General features: G+C 66.7%; 20 protein-coding genes. 14 read left to right on the forward strand and 6 right to left on the reverse strand.

The features are described 5' to 3' along the window. The first annotated feature begins 57 nt into the window (after positions 1–57). The 4 genes from ACA097_RS08725 to ACA097_RS08740 all read left to right on the forward strand — a co-directional run bounded on the left by ACA097_RS08725 (position 58) and on the right by ACA097_RS08740 (position 3,612). Positions 58–855 (forward strand): hydroxymethylpyrimidine/phosphomethylpyrimidine kinase, encoded by a 798-nt coding sequence (locus ACA097_RS08725; protein ID WP_043256871.1) that lies wholly within the window; start codon positions 58–60, stop codon positions 853–855. A 19-nt stretch (positions 856–874) separates the two neighbouring features. Continuing rightward, complete coding sequence (thiE, locus tag ACA097_RS08730; RefSeq protein ID WP_371369792.1) at positions 875–1,498, forward strand: thiamine phosphate synthase; 624 nt, start codon at positions 875–877, stop codon at positions 1,496–1,498. Positions 1,499–1,562: 64 nt separating this feature from the next. Further along, a complete protein-coding gene (hemL, locus tag ACA097_RS08735; protein ID WP_371369794.1) occupies positions 1,563–2,846 on the forward strand; it encodes a glutamate-1-semialdehyde 2,1-aminomutase in 1,284 nt (427 codons plus the stop codon). Positions 2,847–3,066: 220 nt separating this feature from the next. Further along, the gene (locus tag ACA097_RS08740) at positions 3,067–3,612 is read left to right on the forward strand and encodes a tetratricopeptide repeat protein (RefSeq protein WP_043249111.1); all 546 of its coding nucleotides are present in this window, start codon (positions 3,067–3,069) and stop codon (positions 3,610–3,612) included. Between the two features lie 122 nt (positions 3,613–3,734). On the opposite strand, the gene ACA097_RS08745 is transcribed toward ACA097_RS08740, so the two are convergent. Then, on the reverse strand, positions 3,735–4,064 hold the full coding sequence (locus tag ACA097_RS08745) for a DUF1820 family protein (protein WP_043249109.1): 330 nt from the start codon (positions 4,062–4,064) through the stop codon (positions 3,735–3,737). Positions 4,065–4,193: 129 nt separating this feature from the next. Here ACA097_RS08745 and miaB point away from each other — a divergent pair, with 129 nt between their 5' ends. The 5 genes from miaB (at position 4,194) to lnt (ending at position 9,696) form a co-directional block, all read left to right on the forward strand. Next, positions 4,194–5,534 carry a tRNA (N6-isopentenyl adenosine(37)-C2)-methylthiotransferase MiaB gene (gene miaB / locus ACA097_RS08750; RefSeq protein ID WP_371369797.1) on the forward strand — a complete coding sequence of 447 codons (1,341 nt, stop codon included), beginning with the start codon at positions 4,194–4,196 and terminating at the stop codon, positions 5,532–5,534. An 88-nt stretch (positions 5,535–5,622) separates the two neighbouring features. Further along, the gene (locus ACA097_RS08755; protein ID WP_371369799.1) at positions 5,623–6,639 is read left to right on the forward strand and encodes a PhoH family protein; all 1,017 of its coding nucleotides are present in this window, start codon (positions 5,623–5,625) and stop codon (positions 6,637–6,639) included. After that, positions 6,632–7,093 (forward strand): rRNA maturation RNase YbeY, encoded by a 462-nt coding sequence (gene ybeY / locus ACA097_RS08760; RefSeq protein ID WP_160285770.1) that lies wholly within the window; start codon positions 6,632–6,634, stop codon positions 7,091–7,093. Before ACA097_RS08755 ends, ybeY begins: the two co-directional genes overlap by 8 nt. Positions 7,094–7,114: 21 nt before the next feature. Next, the gene (locus ACA097_RS08765) at positions 7,115–7,954 is read left to right on the forward strand and encodes an HlyC/CorC family transporter (RefSeq protein ID WP_043249103.1); all 840 of its coding nucleotides are present in this window, start codon (positions 7,115–7,117) and stop codon (positions 7,952–7,954) included. 209 nt (positions 7,955–8,163) lie between these two features. Continuing rightward, on the forward strand, positions 8,164–9,696 hold the full coding sequence (lnt, locus tag ACA097_RS08770) for an apolipoprotein N-acyltransferase (protein WP_371369801.1): 1,533 nt from the start codon (positions 8,164–8,166) through the stop codon (positions 9,694–9,696). 50 nt (positions 9,697–9,746) lie between these two features. On the opposite strand, the gene ACA097_RS08775 is transcribed toward lnt, so the two are convergent. Then, positions 9,747–10,508, reverse strand: a complete 762-nt coding sequence (locus ACA097_RS08775) for a YdcF family protein (RefSeq protein WP_371369803.1) — start codon at positions 10,506–10,508, stop codon at positions 9,747–9,749. 49 nt (positions 10,509–10,557) lie between these two features. Next, positions 10,558–10,989: a hypothetical protein gene (locus ACA097_RS08780; protein WP_043249098.1), complete on the reverse strand. Its 432-nt coding sequence runs from the start codon at positions 10,987–10,989 to the stop codon at positions 10,558–10,560. Between the two features lie 234 nt (positions 10,990–11,223). Here ACA097_RS08780 and leuS point away from each other — a divergent pair, with 234 nt between their 5' ends. From leuS to ACA097_RS08805, 5 genes are all read left to right on the forward strand, one after another. After that, positions 11,224–13,845 (forward strand): leucine--tRNA ligase, encoded by a 2,622-nt coding sequence (gene leuS, locus ACA097_RS08785; protein ID WP_371369805.1) that lies wholly within the window; start codon positions 11,224–11,226, stop codon positions 13,843–13,845. 61 nt (positions 13,846–13,906) lie between these two features. Next, a complete protein-coding gene (gene lptE, locus ACA097_RS08790) occupies positions 13,907–14,521 on the forward strand; it encodes an LPS assembly lipoprotein LptE (protein WP_084166564.1) in 615 nt (204 codons plus the stop codon). A gap of 37 nt (positions 14,522–14,558) precedes the next feature. Continuing rightward, positions 14,559–15,596 (forward strand): DNA polymerase III subunit delta, encoded by a 1,038-nt coding sequence (gene holA, locus ACA097_RS08795; protein ID WP_371369807.1) that lies wholly within the window; start codon positions 14,559–14,561, stop codon positions 15,594–15,596. Positions 15,597–15,695: 99 nt separating this feature from the next. Next, entirely contained in the window at positions 15,696–15,848 is a 153-nt protein-coding gene (gene arfA, locus ACA097_RS08800) for an alternative ribosome rescue factor ArfA (protein WP_160285766.1), read from the forward strand. 164 nt (positions 15,849–16,012) lie between these two features. Further along, entirely contained in the window at positions 16,013–17,290 is a 1,278-nt protein-coding gene (locus tag ACA097_RS08805; protein WP_371369810.1) for a lytic murein transglycosylase, read from the forward strand. Between the two features lie 57 nt (positions 17,291–17,347). On the opposite strand, the gene lipA is transcribed toward ACA097_RS08805, so the two are convergent. The 3 genes from lipA to ACA097_RS08820 are packed head-to-tail and all read right to left on the reverse strand — an operon-like array spanning position 17,348 to position 19,280. Beyond that, on the reverse strand, positions 17,348–18,331 hold the full coding sequence (gene lipA / locus ACA097_RS08810; RefSeq protein WP_043249086.1) for a lipoyl synthase: 984 nt from the start codon (positions 18,329–18,331) through the stop codon (positions 17,348–17,350). Further along, entirely contained in the window at positions 18,328–18,990 is a 663-nt protein-coding gene (lipB, locus tag ACA097_RS08815) for a lipoyl(octanoyl) transferase LipB (RefSeq protein WP_043249085.1), read from the reverse strand. Before lipB ends, lipA begins: the two co-directional genes overlap by 4 nt. After that, a complete protein-coding gene (locus tag ACA097_RS08820; protein WP_043249083.1) occupies positions 18,990–19,280 on the reverse strand; it encodes a DUF493 domain-containing protein in 291 nt (96 codons plus the stop codon). The genes lipB and ACA097_RS08820 overlap by 1 nt, the downstream gene beginning before the upstream one ends. Between the last annotated feature and the right edge of the window lie 48 nt (positions 19,281–19,328).

A 19,328-nucleotide genomic window follows, 5' to 3' on the forward strand; every position in this document is an offset into this window, starting at 1 on the left:
AACGGCATGGAGTGGCGCGGCGGCGTCTGCAGCGGTTTAGTGGTAAGCTCCCGCGCCATGAAAACGCCCACCTCCCGTCCCGTAGTGCTCTGCCTGTCCGGCCACGACCCCAGTGGCGGTGCCGGCCTGCAGGCCGATATCGAAGCCCTGATCGCGCAAGGCTGCCACGCGGCGCCGACCGTCACCGCGCTGACCGTTCAGGATACCGTCGACGTTTCCGACTTCCGCGTGCTCGACCGCGAGTGGGTGCTGGCCCAGGCCCGCGCGGTGATCGCCGATCTGCCGGTGGCCGCCGTGAAACTCGGCATGCTCGGCTCGGTGGAGATGGTCGAGACCGTCCTCGAAATCATGCAGTCGCTGCCCGGCGTGCCGCTGGTCTGCGACCCGGTGCTGCGCGCCGGCGGCGGCGGCGCCCTGGGCAAGGACGAGGTCGGCTACGCAATCCGCGAGCGCCTGTTCCCGGTGGCCACCATCGCCACGCCGAACCTGCCCGAAGCGCGGATCCTCGCCGAACTGCCCAACGGCAGCGCCGACGAGTGCGCCGAGAAGCTGCTGCCGTTCATCCAGCACCTGCTGATCACCGGCGGCCACGGCGACGAGTCGCAAGTGCACAACCGCCTGTACTCCCGCGACGGCAGCCAGCACAGCTTCACCTGCCAGCGCCTGCCGGGCAGCTACCACGGCTCCGGCTGCACCCTGGCCAGCGCCCTCTCCGGCCGCCTGGCCCTGGGCGAGGAACTGTCCAGCGCCGTGCGCAGCGCGCTCGACTACACCTGGCGCACCCTGCGCGATGCCGAGGCCCCCGGCCACGGCCAGTACATCCCGCGCCGGCTGCCGCTGGACTTCTGCTCCTGATTCACCTGCCGAGGCACCCATGAAACTCCGCGGACTCTACGCCATCACCGACAGCAAGCTGCTCGCCGACGGCCGCCTGCTGCCCTACGTCGAGGCCGCCCTGCGCGGTGGCGCGCGCCTGCTGCAGTACCGCGACAAGACCACCGACGAGTCGCGCCGCCTGCGCGAGGCCGAAGCCCTGCGCGAGCTCTGCGAACGCCACGGCGCCGAGCTGATCATCAACGACGATGCCGAACTGGCCGCGCGCCTGGGCGTCAGCGTGCACCTGGGGCAGACCGACGGCTCGCTGGCCGCCGCGCGCGCCCTGCTCGGCCGCAAGGCGATCATCGGCGCCACCTGCCACGGCAGCCTGGAGCTGGCCGCGCAAGCCGTCGCCGAGGGCGCCGACTACGTCGCCTTCGGACGCTTCTTCAATTCGCTGACCAAGCCCGGCGCCTCCGAAGCCAGCCCGGAACTGCTGGAGCAGGCCCGCGCCCGCTTCCCCGGCGTGCCGCTGGTGGCCATCGGCGGCGTGACCCTGGACAACGCCCCCGAACTGATCAGCCGCGGCGCCGACCTGCTGTCGGTGATCAACGCCCTCTTCGCCGCCGACACCCCGGCCGAAGTGGAGCGCCGCGCGCGCGCCTTCAGCGCACTGTTCTAAGCCCATTCCCCGCGGCGGCCGCCACCCCGGCGGCGCCTGAATCCAGCATCCTAGAGAGGTCGCCATGTCTCGCTCCGAAACCCTCTTCGCCAACGCCCAGAAGCACATCCCCGGCGGCGTCAACTCGCCGGTCCGCGCCTTCAAGAGCGTCGGCGGCACTCCGCTGTTCTTCAAGCACGCGGAAGGCGCCTACGTGGTGGACGAAGACGACAAGCGCTACGTCGACTACGTCGGCTCCTGGGGCCCGATGATCCTCGGCCACAGCCATCCGGACGTACTCGACGCCGTGCGCAAGCAACTGGATCACGGCCTGTCCTACGGCGCGCCGACCGCGCTGGAAGTGGAAATGGCCGACCTGGTCTGCTCGCTGGTGCCGTCGATGGACCTGGTGCGCATGGTCAGCTCCGGCACCGAGGCGACCATGAGCGCCATCCGCCTGGCCCGTGGCTACACCGGCCGAGACGCGATCATCAAGTTCGAGGGCTGCTACCACGGCCACTCCGACAGCCTGCTGGTGAAAGCCGGTTCCGGCCTGCTGACCCAGGGCGTACCGAGCTCGGCCGGGGTGCCGGCGGATTTCGCCAAACACACCCTGACCCTGCCGTTCAACGACCTGGCCGCCGTCGAGCGGAGCCTCGCCGAAGTGGGCCAGAGCGTGGCCTGCATCATCGTCGAGCCGGTAGCCGGCAACATGAACTGCGTGCCGCCGGCGCCGGGCTTCCTCGAAGGCCTGCGCCGCCTGTGCGACCAGCACGGCGTGGTGCTGATCTTCGACGAAGTGATGACCGGTTTCCGCGTCGCCCTCGGCGGTGCCCAGGCGTACTACGGCGTGACGCCGGACCTGTCGACCTTCGGCAAGATCGTCGGTGGCGGCATGCCGGTGGGCGCCTTCGGTGGCAAGCGCGAGATCATGGAGCGCATCGCCCCGCTCGGCCCGGTCTACCAGGCCGGCACCCTGTCCGGTAACCCGCTGGCCATGGCCGCCGGCCTGACCACCCTGAAGCTGATCAGCCGCCCGGGCTTCCACGACGAGCTGAGCGCCTACACCAGCCGCATGCTGCAAGGTCTGCAGGAGCGCGCCGATGCCGCCGGCGTACCGTTCGTCACCACCCAGGCCGGCGCCATGTTCGGCCTGTATTTCAGCGGCGCGGACGACATCGTCACCTTCGCCGACGTGATGGCCAGCGACGCTGCGCGCTTCAACCGCTTCTTCCACCTGATGCTGGAAGGCGGCGTGTACCTCGCGCCAAGCGCCTACGAAGCCGGTTTCACCTCGATCGCCCACGGCGAAACCGAGCTGAAACTGACCCTGGACGCCGCCGAGCGCGCCTTCGCCGCCCTCAAGTAAGCCCCCTCCGACCGCGGCACATGCCGCGGTCGGCCCCCCTCGTAAAATTGATCCCCGCGTTACGCCGAGCGAAAAAAGTTCCCTCGCAAAGCAACGAATCCGCGAAAAACACCGTAAAGACTTTGTAAGGAAGCGCCCGCTTATTTCATAATGTGCGGGCCGGCACGTTTCCGCCGGCCGGGCCAAGCGCCCGCCCCGATTCTGGAGGCTGCTTCTCCCCATGTTCCGCTCCGGTCGAGCCCTGATGCTGGGCAGCCTGTTGCTCCTCTCGCCCCTGCTGGCGCAGGCGGGTGGCAACTCGCTGCTGGTCCCGGCGACCGGCCGTTGCACGCTGGACACCGTACCCGAGCAACAGCAGCAGGCACTGGCCAGCTGCCAGCAGATCGCCAACGGCGGCGACGCCGAAGCGCAATTCGAACTGGGCGAGTACTACTACACCGGCGAACACACCCCGCGTGACTTCCAGGCTGCCCTGCGCTGGTACGAGAAAGCCTCGCTGCAAGGACAGGCCCAGGCCCAGTGGCGGCTGGGGACCATGTTCTACCGTGGCGAAGGGGTCAAGGCGAACAACATCCAGGCTTATATCGTGCTGAAGATGGCCGCGGTCAACGGCGCCGAAGACGCCATGGACACCGCCGACCTGGTCGCCGAGCAGATGAGCAAGGACGAGTTGGACATCGCCTCCAAGGTGCTCGGGCAGATTTTCCGCAACTACCTGATCGAACTGCAGACCGCCGGCAACTCGCCGTTCTCGCCGCTGCCCTGACGGCACGTTGTTTTCTGGGTCTCCGCGTTCGCGGAGAAGACGCAGGCGAAATCGAATCTCAGATCCGTCACTCCCGCGAACGCGGGAGCCCAATAGACAGATACCCCAATATCAGTCGGGACTCAGCTCTTGTCCGGCATCGGCACCGGGAACGGCATGACGTTGCCGCCACCCTTGGCTTCCATGATCTTCGCGGTACCCAGACGCTCGACCTCGTCGATGCGGATGATCGCGTGCATCGGCACGAAGCTGCGGATCACACCCTCGAACTGCGCCTTGAGCTTTTCCTCGCTGGGATCGACGACCACCTGGGTGCGCTCGCCGAAGACGAATTCCTCGATCTCCAGGAAGCCCCACAGCTCGCTCTGGAAGATCTGCTTGGCGTACATCTCGTACACCTGGCCCTGGTTGAGGAAGACGACCTTGTAGATCGGGTTCTCGCGCTTGTTCATGAACGGCAGATGACGGCTTTGCGAAAAAGGGCGCGCATCATAGCACGGCCGGCCGGCGCGCAGCCCTAGGAACCGGCCCTGCGCGCCTCTATAATCCGCGGTCCAATTCGATTTACCCGACGAACGCGCATGGCCAAGAAGCTTTTCATTCAGACCCACGGTTGCCAGATGAACGAGTACGACAGCTCGCGCATGGCCGACCTGCTGGGCGAACAGCACGCTCTGGAATTGACCGAGAAGGCCGAAGAAGCCGACGTCATCCTGCTCAATACCTGCTCGATCCGCGAAAAAGCCCAGGAGAAGGTCTTCTCCGAGCTGGGTGCCTGGCGCACCCTCAAGCAGCAGAAGCCGGAGCTGGTGATCGGCGTCGGCGGTTGCGTGGCCAGCCAGGAAGGCGCCGCCATCCGCGAACGCGCACCGTACGTCGACGTGGTCTTCGGCCCGCAGACCCTGCACCGCCTGCCGGAAATGATCGACGCCGCGCGCGCCACCCGCAAACCGCAGGTGGACGTGTCCTTCCCGGAAATCGAGAAGTTCGACCGCCTGCCCGAACCGCGCGTCGACGGCCCCAGCGCCTTCGTCTCGGTGATGGAAGGCTGCAGCAAGTACTGCAGCTTCTGCGTGGTGCCCTACACCCGCGGCGAGGAAGTCAGCCGGCCGTTCGACGACGTGCTCGCCGAGGTCATCCACCTCGCCGAGAACGGCGTCAAGGAAGTCACCCTGCTTGGGCAGAACGTCAACGGCTACCGCGGCGCCACCCACGACGGCCGCATCGCCGACTTCGCCGAACTGATCCGCGTGGTCGCCGAGGTCGATGGCATCGAGCGCATCCGCTACACCACCTCGCACCCGCTGGAGTTCAGCGACGCGCTGATCGCCGCCCATGCCGAAGTGCCGCAACTGGTGCCGTTCGTCCACCTGCCAGTGCAGTCCGGCTCGGACCGCGTACTGGCCGCGATGAAGCGCAACCACACGGCGCTCGAATACAAGTCGCGCATCCGCAAGCTCAAGGCCGCGGCGCCGGACATCTGCATCAGCTCGGACTTCATCGTCGGCTTCCCCGGCGAGACCGACAAGGACTTCGAGCAGACCCTGAAGCTGGTCGAGGAAGTCGGCTTCGACTACTCCTTCGTCTTCATCTACAGCCCGCGCCCGGGCACCCCGGCCTCGGACCTCGCGGACGACACCCCGGAAGAAGTGAAGAAGCAGCGCCTGCTGATCCTCAACGCGCGCCTGCAGCAGCAGGGCTTCGAGATCAGCCGACGCATGGTCGGCACCGTGCAGCGCGTACTGGTCACCGACTACTCCAAGCGCGACCCTGGCCAGCTGCAGGGCCGCACGGCGAACAACCGGGTGGTCAACTTCAGCTGCGACAACCCCCGCCTGATCGGCCAGTTCGCCGAGGTGGAAATCTACGAAGCGCTGCCCAACTCGCTGCGCGGCCGCCTCGTCGAGGCCGACCACCACTGATCCCATCCCGGCGTCCGATCTTTCCCACACGGGCCGCCGGGGTTATTCTTCGACCATCATTCCTGCCACTGGCGACATCGACAGCACCTTGAACGCCCCCCTGGATATTCACCGCTTCACCCTGGAACCCTTCGACGCACGCAGCTTCGCCAATCTCTGCGGGCAGTTCGACGAGCACCTGCACCAGATCGAGAAACGCCTGGACATCGAGATCCGCAATCGCGGCAACCAGTTCGAACTGGTCGGCGACGCGGCGCGCACCCAGGCTGCCGAAAACCTCCTGCAGCGCCTCTATCGCGAAGCGCAGAGCGGAACCGAGCTGAGCCCGAACATGGTTCACCTGTTCCTCCAGGAGTCCGGCCTGGAAGATCTCGCCAACCCGGTCGAAACCCCGAGCGTCACGCTGAAGACCCGCAAGGCGCACATCCGCCCGCGCGGCGCCAACCAGCAGCGCTACGTCAAGGCGATCCTCGACCACGACATCAACTTCGGCATCGGCCCGGCCGGCACCGGCAAGACCTACCTCGCGGTGGCCTGCGCGGTGGACGCCCTGGAGCGCGAGCAGATCCGCCGCATCCTGCTGGTGCGCCCGGCGGTCGAGGCCGGCGAGAAGCTCGGCTTCCTGCCCGGCGACCTGTCGCAGAAGATCGACCCGTACCTGCGCCCGCTCTACGACGCTCTTTACGAGATGCTCGGTTTCGAGACCGTGGCCAAGCTGATCGAACGCCAGGTGATCGAAGTCGCGCCGCTGGCCTACATGCGTGGCCGCACGCTGAACAACAGCTTCATCATCCTCGACGAAAGCCAGAACACCACCATCGAGCAGATGAAGATGTTCCTCACCCGGATCGGCTTCGGCTCCACCGCGGTGATCACCGGCGACATCACCCAGGTCGACCTGCCGCGCGGCACCCGCTCGGGTCTCAAGCACGTGATGGAAGTGCTGGCCGATGTACCGGGCATCAGCTTCACCCACTTCAAGCCCAAGGACGTCGTGCGCCACCCGCTGGTGCAACGCATCGTCGAGGCCTACGAACGCTACGAGAACCGCCAGCCGACCCGCCCCGAAGGCGAACGCGCGCAGCGGGAAACCCGCGATGCTTGAATTGGACCTGCAGATCGCCAGCGAGGCCCCCGGCCTGCCTGACGAGGCGCAGCTGCGCCAGTGGTGCGAATTGGCGCTACGCCAGCGCAAGAACGATTCCGAGCTGACCATCCGCCTGGTCGATGAGCCGGAGGGGCGCGAGCTCAACCGCACCTGGCGGCACAAGGACTACGCCACTAACGTGCTGTCCTTCCCCGCCGACGTGCCGGACGAGTTGCTGGACATCCCGCTGCTCGGCGACCTGGTGATCTGCGTGCCGGTGGTCGAGCGCGAAGCCGCCGAACAGGGCAAGGAACCGGCAGCGCACTGGGCGCACCTGGTCATCCACGGGTGCCTGCACCTGCTGGGCTACGACCACATCGAAGACGACGAGGCCGAGGAAATGGAGGCTCTGGAGCGGCAATTGCTGGCCGAACTGGGCTATCCCGACCCCTATGCGGCAGACGAAGAATAAGAGCCAACGAGCAAAGGAAAGATGAGCGAAGACCGATCGAGCAACGGGCATAAGTCCTGGCTGGACAAGATTACCCAGGCTTTTGCCCATGAGCCGAGAAACCGCCAGGAGCTCCTCGAGCTGCTGCGCGACGCCCACGACAACAAGCTGCTGGACAGCGAGGCGCTGTCCATCGTCGAAGGCGCCATCCAGGTCGCCGACCTGCAAGTACGCGACATCATGGTGCCGCGCTCGCAGATGATCAGCATCAAGGCCGCCCACAGCCCGCGCGAGTTCCTCCCGGCGATCATCGAGGCGGCGCACTCGCGCTATCCGGTGGTTGGCGAGAGCCTCGACGACGTCATGGGCGTGCTGCTGGCCAAGGACCTGCTGCCGCTGATCCTCCACGACGACAACCACGCCTTCAACATCAAGGACCTGCTGCGCCCGGCCACCTTCGTGCCCGAGTCCAAGCGCCTGAACGTGCTGCTGCGCGAGTTCCGCGCCAACCACAACCACATGGCCATCGTCATCGACGAATACGGCGGCGTGGCGGGCCTGGTGACCATCGAGGACGTGCTGGAGCAGATCGTCGGCGACATCGAGGACGAGCACGACGTCGAGGAAGACAGCTACATCAAGCCGCTGCCCAGCGGCGACTTCATCGTCAAGGCGCTGACCCCGGTGGAAGCCTTCAACGACTTCTTCGGCTCGGAGTTCTCCGACGAGGAATTCGACACCGTCGGCGGCCTGGTGATGAGCGCCTTCGGGCATCTGCCCAAGCGCAACGAAACCACCGAGCTGGGCGGCTTCCGCTTCCGCGTCCTCAACGCCGACAGCCGCCGCCTGCACCTGCTGCGCCTGACGCCGCTGCGCGACTGACGCCCACTCCCTGTAGGAGCGGATCTCATCCGCGAATCGCGCCGGAATCTCCGGCCATCGCGGACAAGGCCCGCTCCTACAGGGAAGCCATCCGCAGCCCTGCAACAACCCGCCGCAGGCTACGTCGGGCATTTCGCCCGCCCTCCCCGTAGCCTGCCGTTCGTCTCTCCATTACTCTTGCGCATCGCAATCGCTTCCAAGGATCTCCGATGCGCTGGATCACCCGTCCCGGCTGGCCGGGCCACCTGCTGGCCCTCGCCGCCGGCGCCATCACTCCGCTGGCCCTGGCGCCCTATGGCATCTGGCCGCTGGCCCTGCTCTCGGTCGCCCTGTTCTACCTCGGGCTGCGCGGCGTCACCCCGCGCTCGGGGCTCTGGCGCGGCTGGTGGTACGGCTTCGGCGCCTTCCTCGCCGGCACCGGCTGGATCTACTACAGCATCCACGACTTCGGCGGCGCCTCGCCAGCCCTGGCCGGCTTCCTGGTCGGCGGCTTCAGCGCCGGCGTAGCCTTCTTCTTCGCCCTGCCCGCCTGGCTCTGGGTGCGCATGCTGCGCCGCGACAATGCGCCGGTCAGCGACGCACTCGCCTTCGCTTCTCTGTGGCTGGGCCTGGAGCTGTTCCGCAGCTGGTTCCTCACCGGCTTCCCCTGGCTCTACACCGGCTACAGCCAGCTGCAGGGCCCACTGGCGGGGCTGGCGCCAGTCGGTGGCGTCTGGCTGATCTCCTTCAGCATCGCCCTGTGCGGCGCGCTGCTGGTGAACCTGCCGCAACTGACCTACCGCCCGGCGCGCATGGTCTTCGGCCTGGTCCTGCTGCTAGCCCCCTGGGCCGCCGGCATCGCCCTCAAGGGCCACGCCTGGACCACCCCGGCCGGCTCGCCGCTGCATGTCGCGGCGATCCAGGGCAACATCGCCCAGGACATGAAATGGGACCCGGCGCAGGTCAACGCGCAGCTGGCGCTGTATCGCGACCTCAGCGCCGAGCAGCATGACGTCGACCTCATCGTCCTGCCGGAAACCGCCGTCCCCGTGCTCAAGGACCTGGCCGGCAACTACCTGGCGATGCTCGACGACCTGGCCAAGCAGAAGCGCGCCGCGCTGATCACCGGCGTACCGGTGCGCCAGCGCGACGCCAACGGCGTGCACTACTACAACGGCATCACCGTGGTCGGCGACGGCAGCGGCGATTACCTCAAGCAGAAGCTGGTGCCCTTCGGCGAATACGTGCCGATGCAGGACCTGCTGCGCGGCCTGATCAGCTTCTTCGACCTGCCGATGTCCGACTTCGCCCGCGGCCCGGACGACCAGGCACTGCTCAAGGCCAAGGGCTACGCCATCGCCCCCTTCATCTGCTACGAAGTGGTCTATCCGGAGTTCGCCGCGGGGCTCGCCGCACAGAGCCAACTGCTGCTGACCATCAGCAACGACGCCTGGTTCGGCACCTCGATCGGCCCGCTGCAGCACCTGCAGATGGCGCAGATGCGCGCCCTGGAAGCTGGCCGCTGGATGGTCCGCGGCACCAACAATGGCGTGACCGCGCTGATCGACCCGCAAGGTCGCATCGCGCAGGAAATTCCGCAGTTCCAGCAAGGCGTGCTGCACGGCGAAGTCACCCCGATGCAGGGCCTGACGCCGTACTTGCATTGGCGCCTGTGGCCGCTGGGCACGCTGGCGGTGCTCTTCGCGATCTGGGCCGCAGTGCGTCGCCAAGCGGTTCCCGAGCAGCGCCGCCTGTTCAGCTGATCCATCGACCGTCGGCCGCATGACCTCGAAGCGTCATACGGCCGGCGGATTCATCGATAGAACAACCAGTACCCCAGCAAGCCCAGCGCCTCGTTGAGCAACTGGTTGCTCTGCCAGAAGGCCTTGGCCTCCGGCAGCAATCCCGCGAAAGGCCTGGCGTTGTCGACGCCGATGAAGCCGACTGGCGCCGGCAGCACCTCCAGCCCGTTGCGCTCGAAGCTCCAGACCGCGCGCGGCATGTGCTGCGCCTGGGTCACCAGGACGATCCGCCGAATGCCTGCCTCGCGCAGGATAGGTGCGCTGAATTCGGCATTTTCCCAGGTCGTCCGGCTGCGCTCCTCGCGCCAGCGCACCTTCAGTCCGTAATCCTCGGCCAGGCTATCGGCCATGAGCTGGGCCTCGCTGGGCGGCGTGCCGTAATGCAAGCCGCCCGAGGTCAGCAGCGGCAATCCGCTGGCCTTCGCCAGGCGTGCGGCGTAGCGCAACCGCTCGCGGGCCATCAGCCCCGGCTGGTCGCTGCCCCAGGATGGATCACCGCGCTCGCGCCCCGCCCCAATGATCACGATGGCATCGGCACGTTGCGCCAACTGCGCCCATTCGCTCGGCGCCAGCGCCGGCTCGCGCTCGAGCAGCCGCGCGCCCCACTCCACCGTGAGCGGCAGACTGAGCAGCCAGAACCCGGCGAATCCAACGACGAAGCAGCCGACCGCCAGACGCGGGCGCCGGCGGCGCAGGAGAAAACCCAGCAACAACAGAAGCAGCAGGATGCCCGGAGGCATCAGGATCTGCTTGAGGAGGTAGCGCAACGGCATCGGCGGCTCCTTGATGGAGCGCCACAGCCTAGCGGAACGACCGGCGGATTCAACGCCCGCGGGCGCCGCGGAACAGCTGCGAACCGCAGGACGTGCAAGGCATTACGCCCTGGCTGCGGTTATAGACGACCGGCGTGCCACAGAGGGCGCAAAGCAACTGCAGGTGGCGATGGGTCAGCCGGGGCTTGGCGGGGGCGTTGAGCAGACGGGCAGTACGCGCGCTGCGCGGGGGAGTCTTTTCCAGCAGGGCCAGTTCTTCGGCGGCGGCGTGCCAGCCGCGCAGCCAGTGGACATCCTGTTCGAGATAGGCGCGGATCAGCTCCATTTCCGCGCTGCTCAGACCGCGCAGCTCCAGCTCTTCGGGATGCTCGTCGCGCAGTCGTTCGGCGGTGTCGGCCTCATCGAGGGCCAGTTCTAGACGATGCAGCAACCGTTCATACAAACCGGAAGCGGGAACACTTGCACGATGCAGCTCAGCCATCAGTCACCTCAACCGGACGGAAACCTCCCGCCCTCAGGCCAAGCTTAGCGTTCCGCCCCCTGCGGCACCGAGCGCGCGACAAACGGCGCGGGCTACCGGCTCGGGGAGGGGTCATGTATGCTACGGGGCTTTATGCAGCCCTTGCCAGCCGCCCTTTCGGCCCTGGCAAAAAAGGAAGCGCCCACGCCGCTCCCCCAGCCGCAAACCTATTTCCGTACAGGTTCAAGTCGCGCCATGCACGAGCAATACCAGCCCCTCGAAGTCGAAGCCCAGGCCCAGAAATACTGGAACGAACACCACTCCTTCTGCGTCGACGAAGCGGACGGCAAAGAGAAGTTCTATTGCCTGTCGATGTTCCCGTACCCGAGCGGCAAGCTGCACATGGGCCACGTGCGCAACTACACCATCGGCGACGTGATCAGCCGCTACCACCGCATGCAGGGCAAGAACGTGCTGCAGCCCATGGGCTGGGACGCCTTCGGCATGCCGGCGGAAAACGCCGCGATGAAGAACAACGTCGCACCGGCCGCCTGGACCTACGACAACATCGCCTACATGAAGTCCCAGCTGAACAGCCTGGGCCTGGCGATCGACTGGTCGCGCGAAGTCACCACCTGCAAGCCGGACTACTACCGCTGGGAGCAGTGGCTGTTCACCCGCCTGTTCGAGAAGGGCGTGATCTATCGCAAGAACGGCACCGTGAACTGGGACCCGGTGGACCAGACCGTACTGGCCAACGAGCAGGTCATCGACGGCCGTGGCTGGCGTTCGGGCGCGCTGATCGAGAAGCGCGAAATCCCGATGTACTACTTCAAGATCACTGCCTACGCCGAAGAGCTGCTGTCCAGCCTCGACGATCTGCCGGGCTGGCCGGAACAGGTCAAGACCATGCAGCGCAACTGGATCGGCAAGTCCCGCGGCATGGAGATCGCCTTCCCCTATGACCAGGCCTCCATCGGCGAAGCTGGCCAGATGAAGGTCTTCACCACCCGTCCGGACACCCTGATGGGCGCCACCTACGTCGCCGTGGCCGCCGAACACCACCTGGCCACCCTGGCCGCCCAGCGCGATCCGTCGCTGCAGGCGTTCATCGACGAGTGCAAGCGCGGCGGCGTCGCCGAGGCCGACCTCGCCACCCAGGAGAAGAAAGGCGTCGCCACTTCCCTGTTCGTCGAGCACCCGCTGACCGGCGCCAAGCTGCCGGTGTGGATCGCCAACTACGTCCTGATGACCTACGGCGAAGGCGCCGTGATGGCCGTTCCGGGCCACGACGAGCGCGACTTCGAGTTCGCCAACAAGTACCAGCTGCCGATCCGGCAGGTGATCTCCAAGGTCGAAGGTGACAACGACTTCGAACCGACCGTCTGGAAAGAGTGGTACGGCGTGAAGGACGAAAGCGTCCGCACCGTCAACTCCGGCAAGTACGACGGCCTCGGCTACCAGGCCGCGTTCGACGCCATCGGCGCCGACCTCGCCGCCAAGGGCCTGGGCCAGGCGCGCACCCAGTTCCGCCTGCGCGACTGGGGCATCAGCCGCCAGCGCTACTGGGGCTGCCCGATCCCGATCATCCACTGCGCCGCCTGCGGCGACGTACCGGTCCCGGCCGAGCAACTGCCGGTGGTCCTGCCGGAGAACGTGGTGCCGGACGGCGCCGGTTCGCCGCTGGCCAAGATGCCCGAGTTCTACGAGTGCAGCTGCCCGAAATGCGGCCAGCCGGCCAAGCGCGAAACCGACACCATGGACACCTTCGTGGAGTCGTCCTGGTACTTCGCCCGCTACGCCTGCCCGCAGTTCGAAGACGGCATGCTGGACAAGAAGGCCGCCAACTACTGGCTGCCGGTCGACCAGTACATCGGCGGCATCGAGCACGCCATCCTGCACCTGCTCTACGCGCGCTTCTTCCACAAGCTGATGCGCGACGAAGGCCTGATCGACTCCGACGAGCCGTTCAAGAACCTGCTGACCCAGGGCATGGTGGTCGCCGAGACCTACTACCGCACCCTGCCCAACGGCAGCAAGGACTGGTTCAACCCGGCCGACGTCGAGGTCGAGCGTGACGCCAAGGCCAAGGTCATTGGCGCGCGCCTGAAGACCGACGGCCTGCCGGTGGAAATCGGCGGCACCGAGAAGATGTCCAAGTCGAAGAACAACGGCGTGGACCCGCAGGCCATGATCGACGCCTATGGCGCCGACACCTGCCGCCTGTTCATGATGTTCGCCTCGCCGCCGGACATGAGCCTGGAATGGTCCGACTCCGGCGTCGAGGGCGCGAGCCGCTTCCTGCGTCGTGTCTGGCGCCTGGCCCAGGCGCACGTCAGCGCCGGCTTCGCCGCCGCGGTGGCACAGGACACCCTGACCGACGCGCAGAAGGAAATCCGCCGCGCCATCCACCTGGCCATCAAACAGGCCAGCCAGGACGTCGGCCAGAACCACAAGTTCAACACCGCCATCGCCGCCGTGATGACCCTGATGAACGTGCTGGAGAAGGTCGCGCAGGACGACGCCGGCAACCGCGCCCTGCTGCAGGAAGGCCTGGAAACCGTGACCCTGCTGCTCGCCCCGATCACCCCGCACATCTGCCACGTGCTCTGGCACGAACTGGGCAAGGAAGGCGCGGTGATCGACGCCAGCTGGCCGCAGGTCGACGAAGCGGCCCTGGTACAGGACACCCTGCAACTGGTGGTACAGGTCAACGGCAAGCTGCGCGGCCACATCGAAGTGCCGGCCGAAGCCAGCCGCGAAGACGTCGAGGCCTGCGCCCGCGCCAACGAGAACGTGCTGCGCTTCACCGACGGCCTGACCATTCGCAAGGTCATCGTGGTGCCCGGCAAGCTGGTCAACATCGTCGCCAACTGATGCATTGGCCCGTGGCGCCTTGCCACGGGCAACCCGGATCAACAGGAGTGAGGGAAGCTTGATGAAACGTATCCTGACCAGCATCGCGCTGATCGGCCTGACCACGCTGCTGGGCGCCTGCGGCTTCCACCTGCGCGGCCTGGGCGATACGAGCTTCGCGTTGAAGGAAATCGACCTGAGCGCGCGCAATGCCTACGGCGACACCGTCAAGGACCTGCAACGCCTGCTCGAAAACAGCGGCGTGAAAGTGACCAAGAGCGCGCCCTACCACCTGTTCCTCGCTCGCGAGGACGAGACCCAGCGCACCGCCAGCTACACCGGCTCCGCGCGTAGCGCCGAGTACGAGCTGACCAACACCGTCACCTACGAGATGCGCGGCGCCAACAACCTGCTGCTGCTCACCGACAAGGTGGAAGTGCAGAAGGTCTACCTGAACGACGAGAACAACCTGATCGGTTCCGCCCAGGAAGCCGACCAGCTGCGCAAGGAAATGCGCCGCGACCTGGTGCAGCAGCTGTCCCTGCGCCTGCAACTGCTGACTCCGGCACAGCTGGCTTCCCTGCAGCAGAAAGCCGAAGCCAAGGCCAAGGCCGAAGCCGACGCGCTCAAGGCCGCGGACGAAGCCGCCAAGCAGCAGCCGCAGCAATCGCCGATCCAACTGCCGCCCGCGCAGTAACGGATGAGGGGCCGGCCATGCCGGCCCCACTGCTTTCATGAAGCTCTCTCCCGCGCAACTCGCCAAGCACCTGCAGGGCAACCTGGCGCCCGTCTACGTGATCAGCGGCGACGAACCGCTGCTCTGCCAGGAAGCCTGCGACGCCATTCGTGCAGCCTGCCGCCAGCGCGATTTCAGCGAACGCCAGGTGTTCAACGCCGAGGCCAACTTCGACTGGGGCCTGCTGCTCGAAGCCGGCGCCAGCCTGTCGCTGTTCGCCGAGAAGCGCCTGCTGGAACTGCGCCTACCGTCGGGTAAACCCGGCGACAAGGGCGCGGCCATCCTCCTCGAGTACCTGCAGCGGCCGCCGGAAGACACCGTGCTGCTGGTCAGCCTGCCCAAGCTCGACGGCTCGACGCAGAAGACCAAATGGGCCAAGGCGCTGATCGACGGCGACGTCGCGCAGTTCATCCAGATCTGGCCGGTGGACGCGCAACAGCTGCCGCAATGGATTCGCCAGCGCCTGTCGCAAGCTGGCCTCGCTGCCAGCCAGGACGCCGTTGATCTGATCGCCGCCCGCGTGGAAGGCAACCTGTTGGCCGCTGCCCAGGAGATCGAGAAGCTAAAGCTGCTCGCCGAAGGCAACCAGCTCGATGCCGAAACCGTGCAGGCAGCCGTGGCCGACAGCGCGCGCTTCGACGTCTTCGGCCTGATCGACGCGTCCCTCGGCGGCGAAGCCGCGCACAGCCTGCGCATGCTCGAAGGCCTGCGTGGCGAAGGCGTTGAACCGCCAGTCATCCTCTGGGCGCTGGCCCGGGAAATCCGCCAACTGGCCACCATCGCCCAGCAGTACGGCCAGGGCGTCCCCCTGGACAAGGCCTTCGCCCAATGCCGCCCGCCGGTCTGGGACAAGCGCCGCCCGTTGCTCACCCGAGCCCTGCAGCGCCACTCCGGCTCACGCTGGAATCAACTGCTGCAGGACGCCCAGCTGATCGATGCTCAGATCAAGGGCCAGGCACCGGGCGACGCCTGGAACGGCCTGGCGCGCCTGGTGCTGCTGGTCGCCGGGCAACGCCTGCCGCTGCCGCCGGGCTGAGCGGAGACGGCCCGACAAGCGGTGCATGGACATTCGCCAACGATCGGCCGATCATTCGCACGCCCGTGATGGACGGGCAGCCCCTGAGAGGTAGAACCGATGGCGAAGAAAGCCAAGCGGCCGAACAAGGCCAAATCCCTGATCGCACAACCGCTGTTCCGCAGCCGCCAGGAACAGCCACTGAAAGGCAAAGGCAGCTACCGCCGCGAAGCCTCCCGTAACTGGGAGGCTTCTTCGCTTCTGGCGGCCTGAAAATCGCTCCGCCCTCCCCACCCTTTCGGGAACCCCCGCCGCTCCTCCCCTGTCGAACCCCCTGAATCGCCACTCCCGCCACATGCCGTAACGGGACGCCCGACCCACGCTGCGGCAGTGCCGTGCTAAGGTGGTCGCTCCGCTCACCCGCTTCGAGGAGCGCAATGCGCAAGCCCGTTTCATCCGCTCGTCTGGTCCCGCTCAGCCTCGCCCTGCTCACCGCCTGCCTGCTCTCCGCCTGCGCCGACGCTCCCGCGGCCACTCCGCTGCAAGCCAGCATCAACGACCAGCAGACACAGCCTGATTTCCCGACGCCGACACAGAGCTTCGAGGATTGGCGCAACGGCTTCCGCGGCCTGGCCCTGTCCAAGGGCATCGATGCGCAGACCTTCGACCAGGCCTTCTCCGGCGTGGAGCCCGATCCTGCAGTAATCAGCGCCGATCGCAGCCAGCCGGAGTTCACCCGCCCGGTGTGGGAATACCTGGCCGGCGCCTTGACCGCAGCGCGCGTCCGCAATGGACAGAGCAAGCTGGCGGAGAACGCCGAAGCCCTCCAGCGCATCGACCAGCGTTACGCGGTGGACGCCGATGCCGTGGTGGCGATCTGGGGCATGGAGAGCAACTTCGGCAGCACCATGGGCAGCCGCAACGTCATCCGCTCGCTCGCCACCCTGGCCTACGAGGGCCGCCGACCGGACTTCGCCCAGGGCGAGCTGCTCGCCGCGCTGGGCATCCTCCAGCATGGCGATGTGCCGGCGCGCTACATGATCGGCTCCTGGGCCGGCGCCATGGGGCAGACCCAATTCATCCCCAGCACCTACAACCGTTACGCAGTGGACTTCGACGGCGACGGCCGACGCGACATATGGGGCTCGCCGACCGACGCCCTGGCCTCCACCGCCAACTACCTGCAGGCCTCCGGCTGGAAGCCCGGCCAGAGCTGGGGCTTCGAGGTCCACCTCACGCCGGGCTTCGACTACGCCCAGGCCGACATGAGCGTCCGCAAGCCGATCGCCGAATGGCTGAAGATGGGCGTGCAACCCGTGGGAGGCGTGCTGCCCAGCAGTCCGCAGGCCAGCGCTTCGCTGCTGCTGCCGGCGGGCTATCGCGGCCCGGCCTTCCTGGTGCTGGACAACTTCCGCGCCATCCTGCGCTACAACAACTCCACGTCCTACGCCCTGGCCGTCTCCCTGTTGGCCGACAGTTTCAAGGGTGGCGGGCGTATCGATGCCGCCTGGCCGGTGGCCGACCGACCGTTAAGCAGAAGCGAGCGCATCGCGCTGCAGGAAGGACTGGCAGCCCGCGGCTACCAACCGGGCAACCCCGACGGCATCATCGGTGCCGGAACGCGCCAGGCGATCCGCGCCTTCCAGCAGAGCGAAGGCCTGCCGGCCGACGGTTATCCGACCCCGGAACTGCTGGCGCGCCTGCGCAGCCAGTAACGACCGGCATGAAAAAGGCGCCCAAGGGCGCCTTTTTTCTGCCTGCAGACAGGGCGATCAGCGGATCTTGTCGCCGTGCGCCTGCTGGTCGGCGTGGTACGAGGAACGCACCAGCGGGCCGGAAGCGACATTCTTGAAGCCCATCTTCTCGCCCTCTTCGGCGAACCAGGCGAAGGTGTCCGGGTGGACGAAGCGCTGCACCGGCAGGTGGTTGCGCGAGGGCTGCAGGTACTGGCCGAGGGTCAGCATGTCGATGTCGTGCTCGCGCATGCGCTGCATGGTCTCGATGACTTCGTCGTCGGTCTCGCCCAGGCCGAGCATCAGGCCGGACTTGGTCGGCACGTGCGGAACCATTTGCTTGAACTTCTGCAGCAGGTCCAGCGACCACTCGAAATCCGAGCCCGGGCGCGAGGACTTGTACAGGCGCGGCACGGTTTCCATGTTGTGGTTGAACACGTCCGGCGGCTCTTTCGCGGTGATTTCCAGGGCGATGTCCATGCGTCCGCGGTAGTCCGGCACCAGGGTTTCCAGCTGGATGCCGGGGGACAGCAGGCGGATTTCGCGCAGGCAGTCGGCGAAGTGCTGGGCGCCGCCGTCACGCAGGTCGTCGCGGTCCACCGAGGTGATCACCACGTACTTCAGGCGCAGGTCGGCGATGGCGATGGCGAGGTTCTTCGGCTCGTCCAAGTCCAGCGGCTTCGGCCGGCCGTGGCCGACGTCGCAGAACGGGCAACGGCGGGTGCAGATGTCGCCCATGATCATGAAAGTCGCGGTGCCGCCGGAGAAGCACTCGCCCAGGTTCGGGCAGGACGCCTCTTCGCAGACGCTGTGCAGCTTGTGCTTGCGCAGCAGCTGCTTGATGCGATCGACCTCGGGGGAAACCGGGATGCGCACGCGAATCCAGTCGGGCTTCTTCGGCAGCTCTTCGGTGGGAATGATCTTCACCGGAATGCGCGCGACCTTCTCGGCGCCGCGCAGCTTCACGCCGACCTCGACCTTGGCCGGCTTGCCTTTTTCCGGGGTCTCCACAACAGTGCTCATCTCAGTTCGATCCCGCCCGTTAGGGTCTTCTGTTCAGCGTAGCCAAGGCGCTCGGTGAGTTCGCCGCGCAGGCGCTCGCGCACCTCGGCCAGGGTGATGGGGCCAGCCAGCTCACTCAGCTGGGTCATGGCCATGCCTGCGTAGCCGCAGGGATTGATTCGACGGAAAGGCTCCAGGTCCATGTCGACATTCAGCGCCAGACCATGGAAGGAACGGCCGTTGCGGATGCGCAGGCCGAGCGAGGCGATTTTCGCGCCGTCGACATAGACGCCCGGGGCGTCGGGTTTGGACACAGCGTTCACGCCGAAACCGGCGAGCAGGCCGATCAAGCTCTGTTCGATGCGGCTGACCAGCTCACGCACGCCCAGGTGCGAACGGCGCACGTCGAGCATCAGGTAGGCGACTAGCTGGCCGGGACCGTGGTAGGTCACCTGGCCGCCACGATCGACCTGGACCACCGGAATGTCGCCGGGCAGCAGCACATGCTCGGCCTTGCCGGCCTGGCCTTGGGTGAAGACCCTCTCATGCTCGAGCAGCCAGACTTCGTCGGCCGTGTTCTCGTCGCGCTCGGCTGTGAAGCGCTGCATGGCGTGCCAGGTCGGCTCGTAGGGCAGCAGCCCGAGTTCGCGGAATCCGAGGACAGGAACCGCCTCGGCCATCACAGCACCATGTGCACGCGGCCGGTGGCGCGCAGGTCGGCATGGATGTTCTGCAGTTGGTCGATGCCGGTCGCGGTGATCAGCACCTGTACCGAGAGGAAACGACCGTTGCGGCTGTCGCGCATGACGAGGGTGGTTTCGTCGAGGTCGGGCGCATGGCGCTGGATGATCTCGATGACCAGGTCGGAGAAACCGTCGCCGGCGTCGCCGATCACCTTGATCGGGTAGCGCTCGCAGGGGAATTCGATCTTGGGTGCGGGAGGGGTTGCGGTATCGATGGTATCAGTCATGGCTGTCGCGGGCGGGTAGCCTGCCTCCGTGAGAATCCCCGGGTTGGG

This window comes from Pseudomonas sp. QL9, assembly GCF_041409665.1.
Classification (GTDB): Bacteria; Pseudomonadota; Gammaproteobacteria; order Pseudomonadales; family Pseudomonadaceae; genus Pseudomonas; species Pseudomonas knackmussii.

Bases quoted from the DNA above. Each gene is read 5' to 3' on its own strand.
- holA (WP_371369807.1), top strand. From the start codon at position 14,559: ATGAAGCTCTCTCCCGCGCAACTCGCCAAGCACCTGCAGGGCAACCTG.
- ACA097_RS08780 (WP_043249098.1), bottom strand. From the start codon at position 10,989: ATGGCTGAGCTGCATCGTGCAAGTGTTCCCGCTTCCGGTTTGTATGAA.
- miaB (WP_371369797.1), top strand. From the start codon at position 4,194: ATGGCCAAGAAGCTTTTCATTCAGACCCACGGTTGCCAGATGAACGAG.
- ACA097_RS08725 (WP_043256871.1), top strand. From the start codon at position 58: ATGAAAACGCCCACCTCCCGTCCCGTAGTGCTCTGCCTGTCCGGCCAC.
- arfA (WP_160285766.1), top strand. From the start codon at position 15,696: ATGGCGAAGAAAGCCAAGCGGCCGAACAAGGCCAAATCCCTGATCGCA.
- ACA097_RS08820 (WP_043249083.1), bottom strand. From the start codon at position 19,280: ATGACTGATACCATCGATACCGCAACCCCTCCCGCACCCAAGATCGAA.
- leuS (WP_371369805.1), top strand. From the start codon at position 11,224: ATGCACGAGCAATACCAGCCCCTCGAAGTCGAAGCCCAGGCCCAGAAA.
- lnt (WP_371369801.1), top strand. From the start codon at position 8,164: ATGCGCTGGATCACCCGTCCCGGCTGGCCGGGCCACCTGCTGGCCCTC.
- ybeY (WP_160285770.1), top strand. From the start codon at position 6,632: ATGCTTGAATTGGACCTGCAGATCGCCAGCGAGGCCCCCGGCCTGCCT.
- ACA097_RS08775 (WP_371369803.1), bottom strand. From the start codon at position 10,508: ATGCCGTTGCGCTACCTCCTCAAGCAGATCCTGATGCCTCCGGGCATC.
- ACA097_RS08765 (WP_043249103.1), top strand. From the start codon at position 7,115: ATGAGCGAAGACCGATCGAGCAACGGGCATAAGTCCTGGCTGGACAAG.
- thiE (WP_371369792.1), top strand. From the start codon at position 875: ATGAAACTCCGCGGACTCTACGCCATCACCGACAGCAAGCTGCTCGCC.
- lipB (WP_043249085.1), bottom strand. From the start codon at position 18,990: ATGGCCGAGGCGGTTCCTGTCCTCGGATTCCGCGAACTCGGGCTGCTG.
- ACA097_RS08805 (WP_371369810.1), top strand. From the start codon at position 16,013: ATGCGCAAGCCCGTTTCATCCGCTCGTCTGGTCCCGCTCAGCCTCGCC.
- lptE (WP_084166564.1), top strand. From the start codon at position 13,907: ATGAAACGTATCCTGACCAGCATCGCGCTGATCGGCCTGACCACGCTG.
- ACA097_RS08745 (WP_043249109.1), bottom strand. From the start codon at position 4,064: ATGAACAAGCGCGAGAACCCGATCTACAAGGTCGTCTTCCTCAACCAG.
- hemL (WP_371369794.1), top strand. From the start codon at position 1,563: ATGTCTCGCTCCGAAACCCTCTTCGCCAACGCCCAGAAGCACATCCCC.
- ACA097_RS08740 (WP_043249111.1), top strand. From the start codon at position 3,067: ATGTTCCGCTCCGGTCGAGCCCTGATGCTGGGCAGCCTGTTGCTCCTC.
- lipA (WP_043249086.1), bottom strand. From the start codon at position 18,331: ATGAGCACTGTTGTGGAGACCCCGGAAAAAGGCAAGCCGGCCAAGGTC.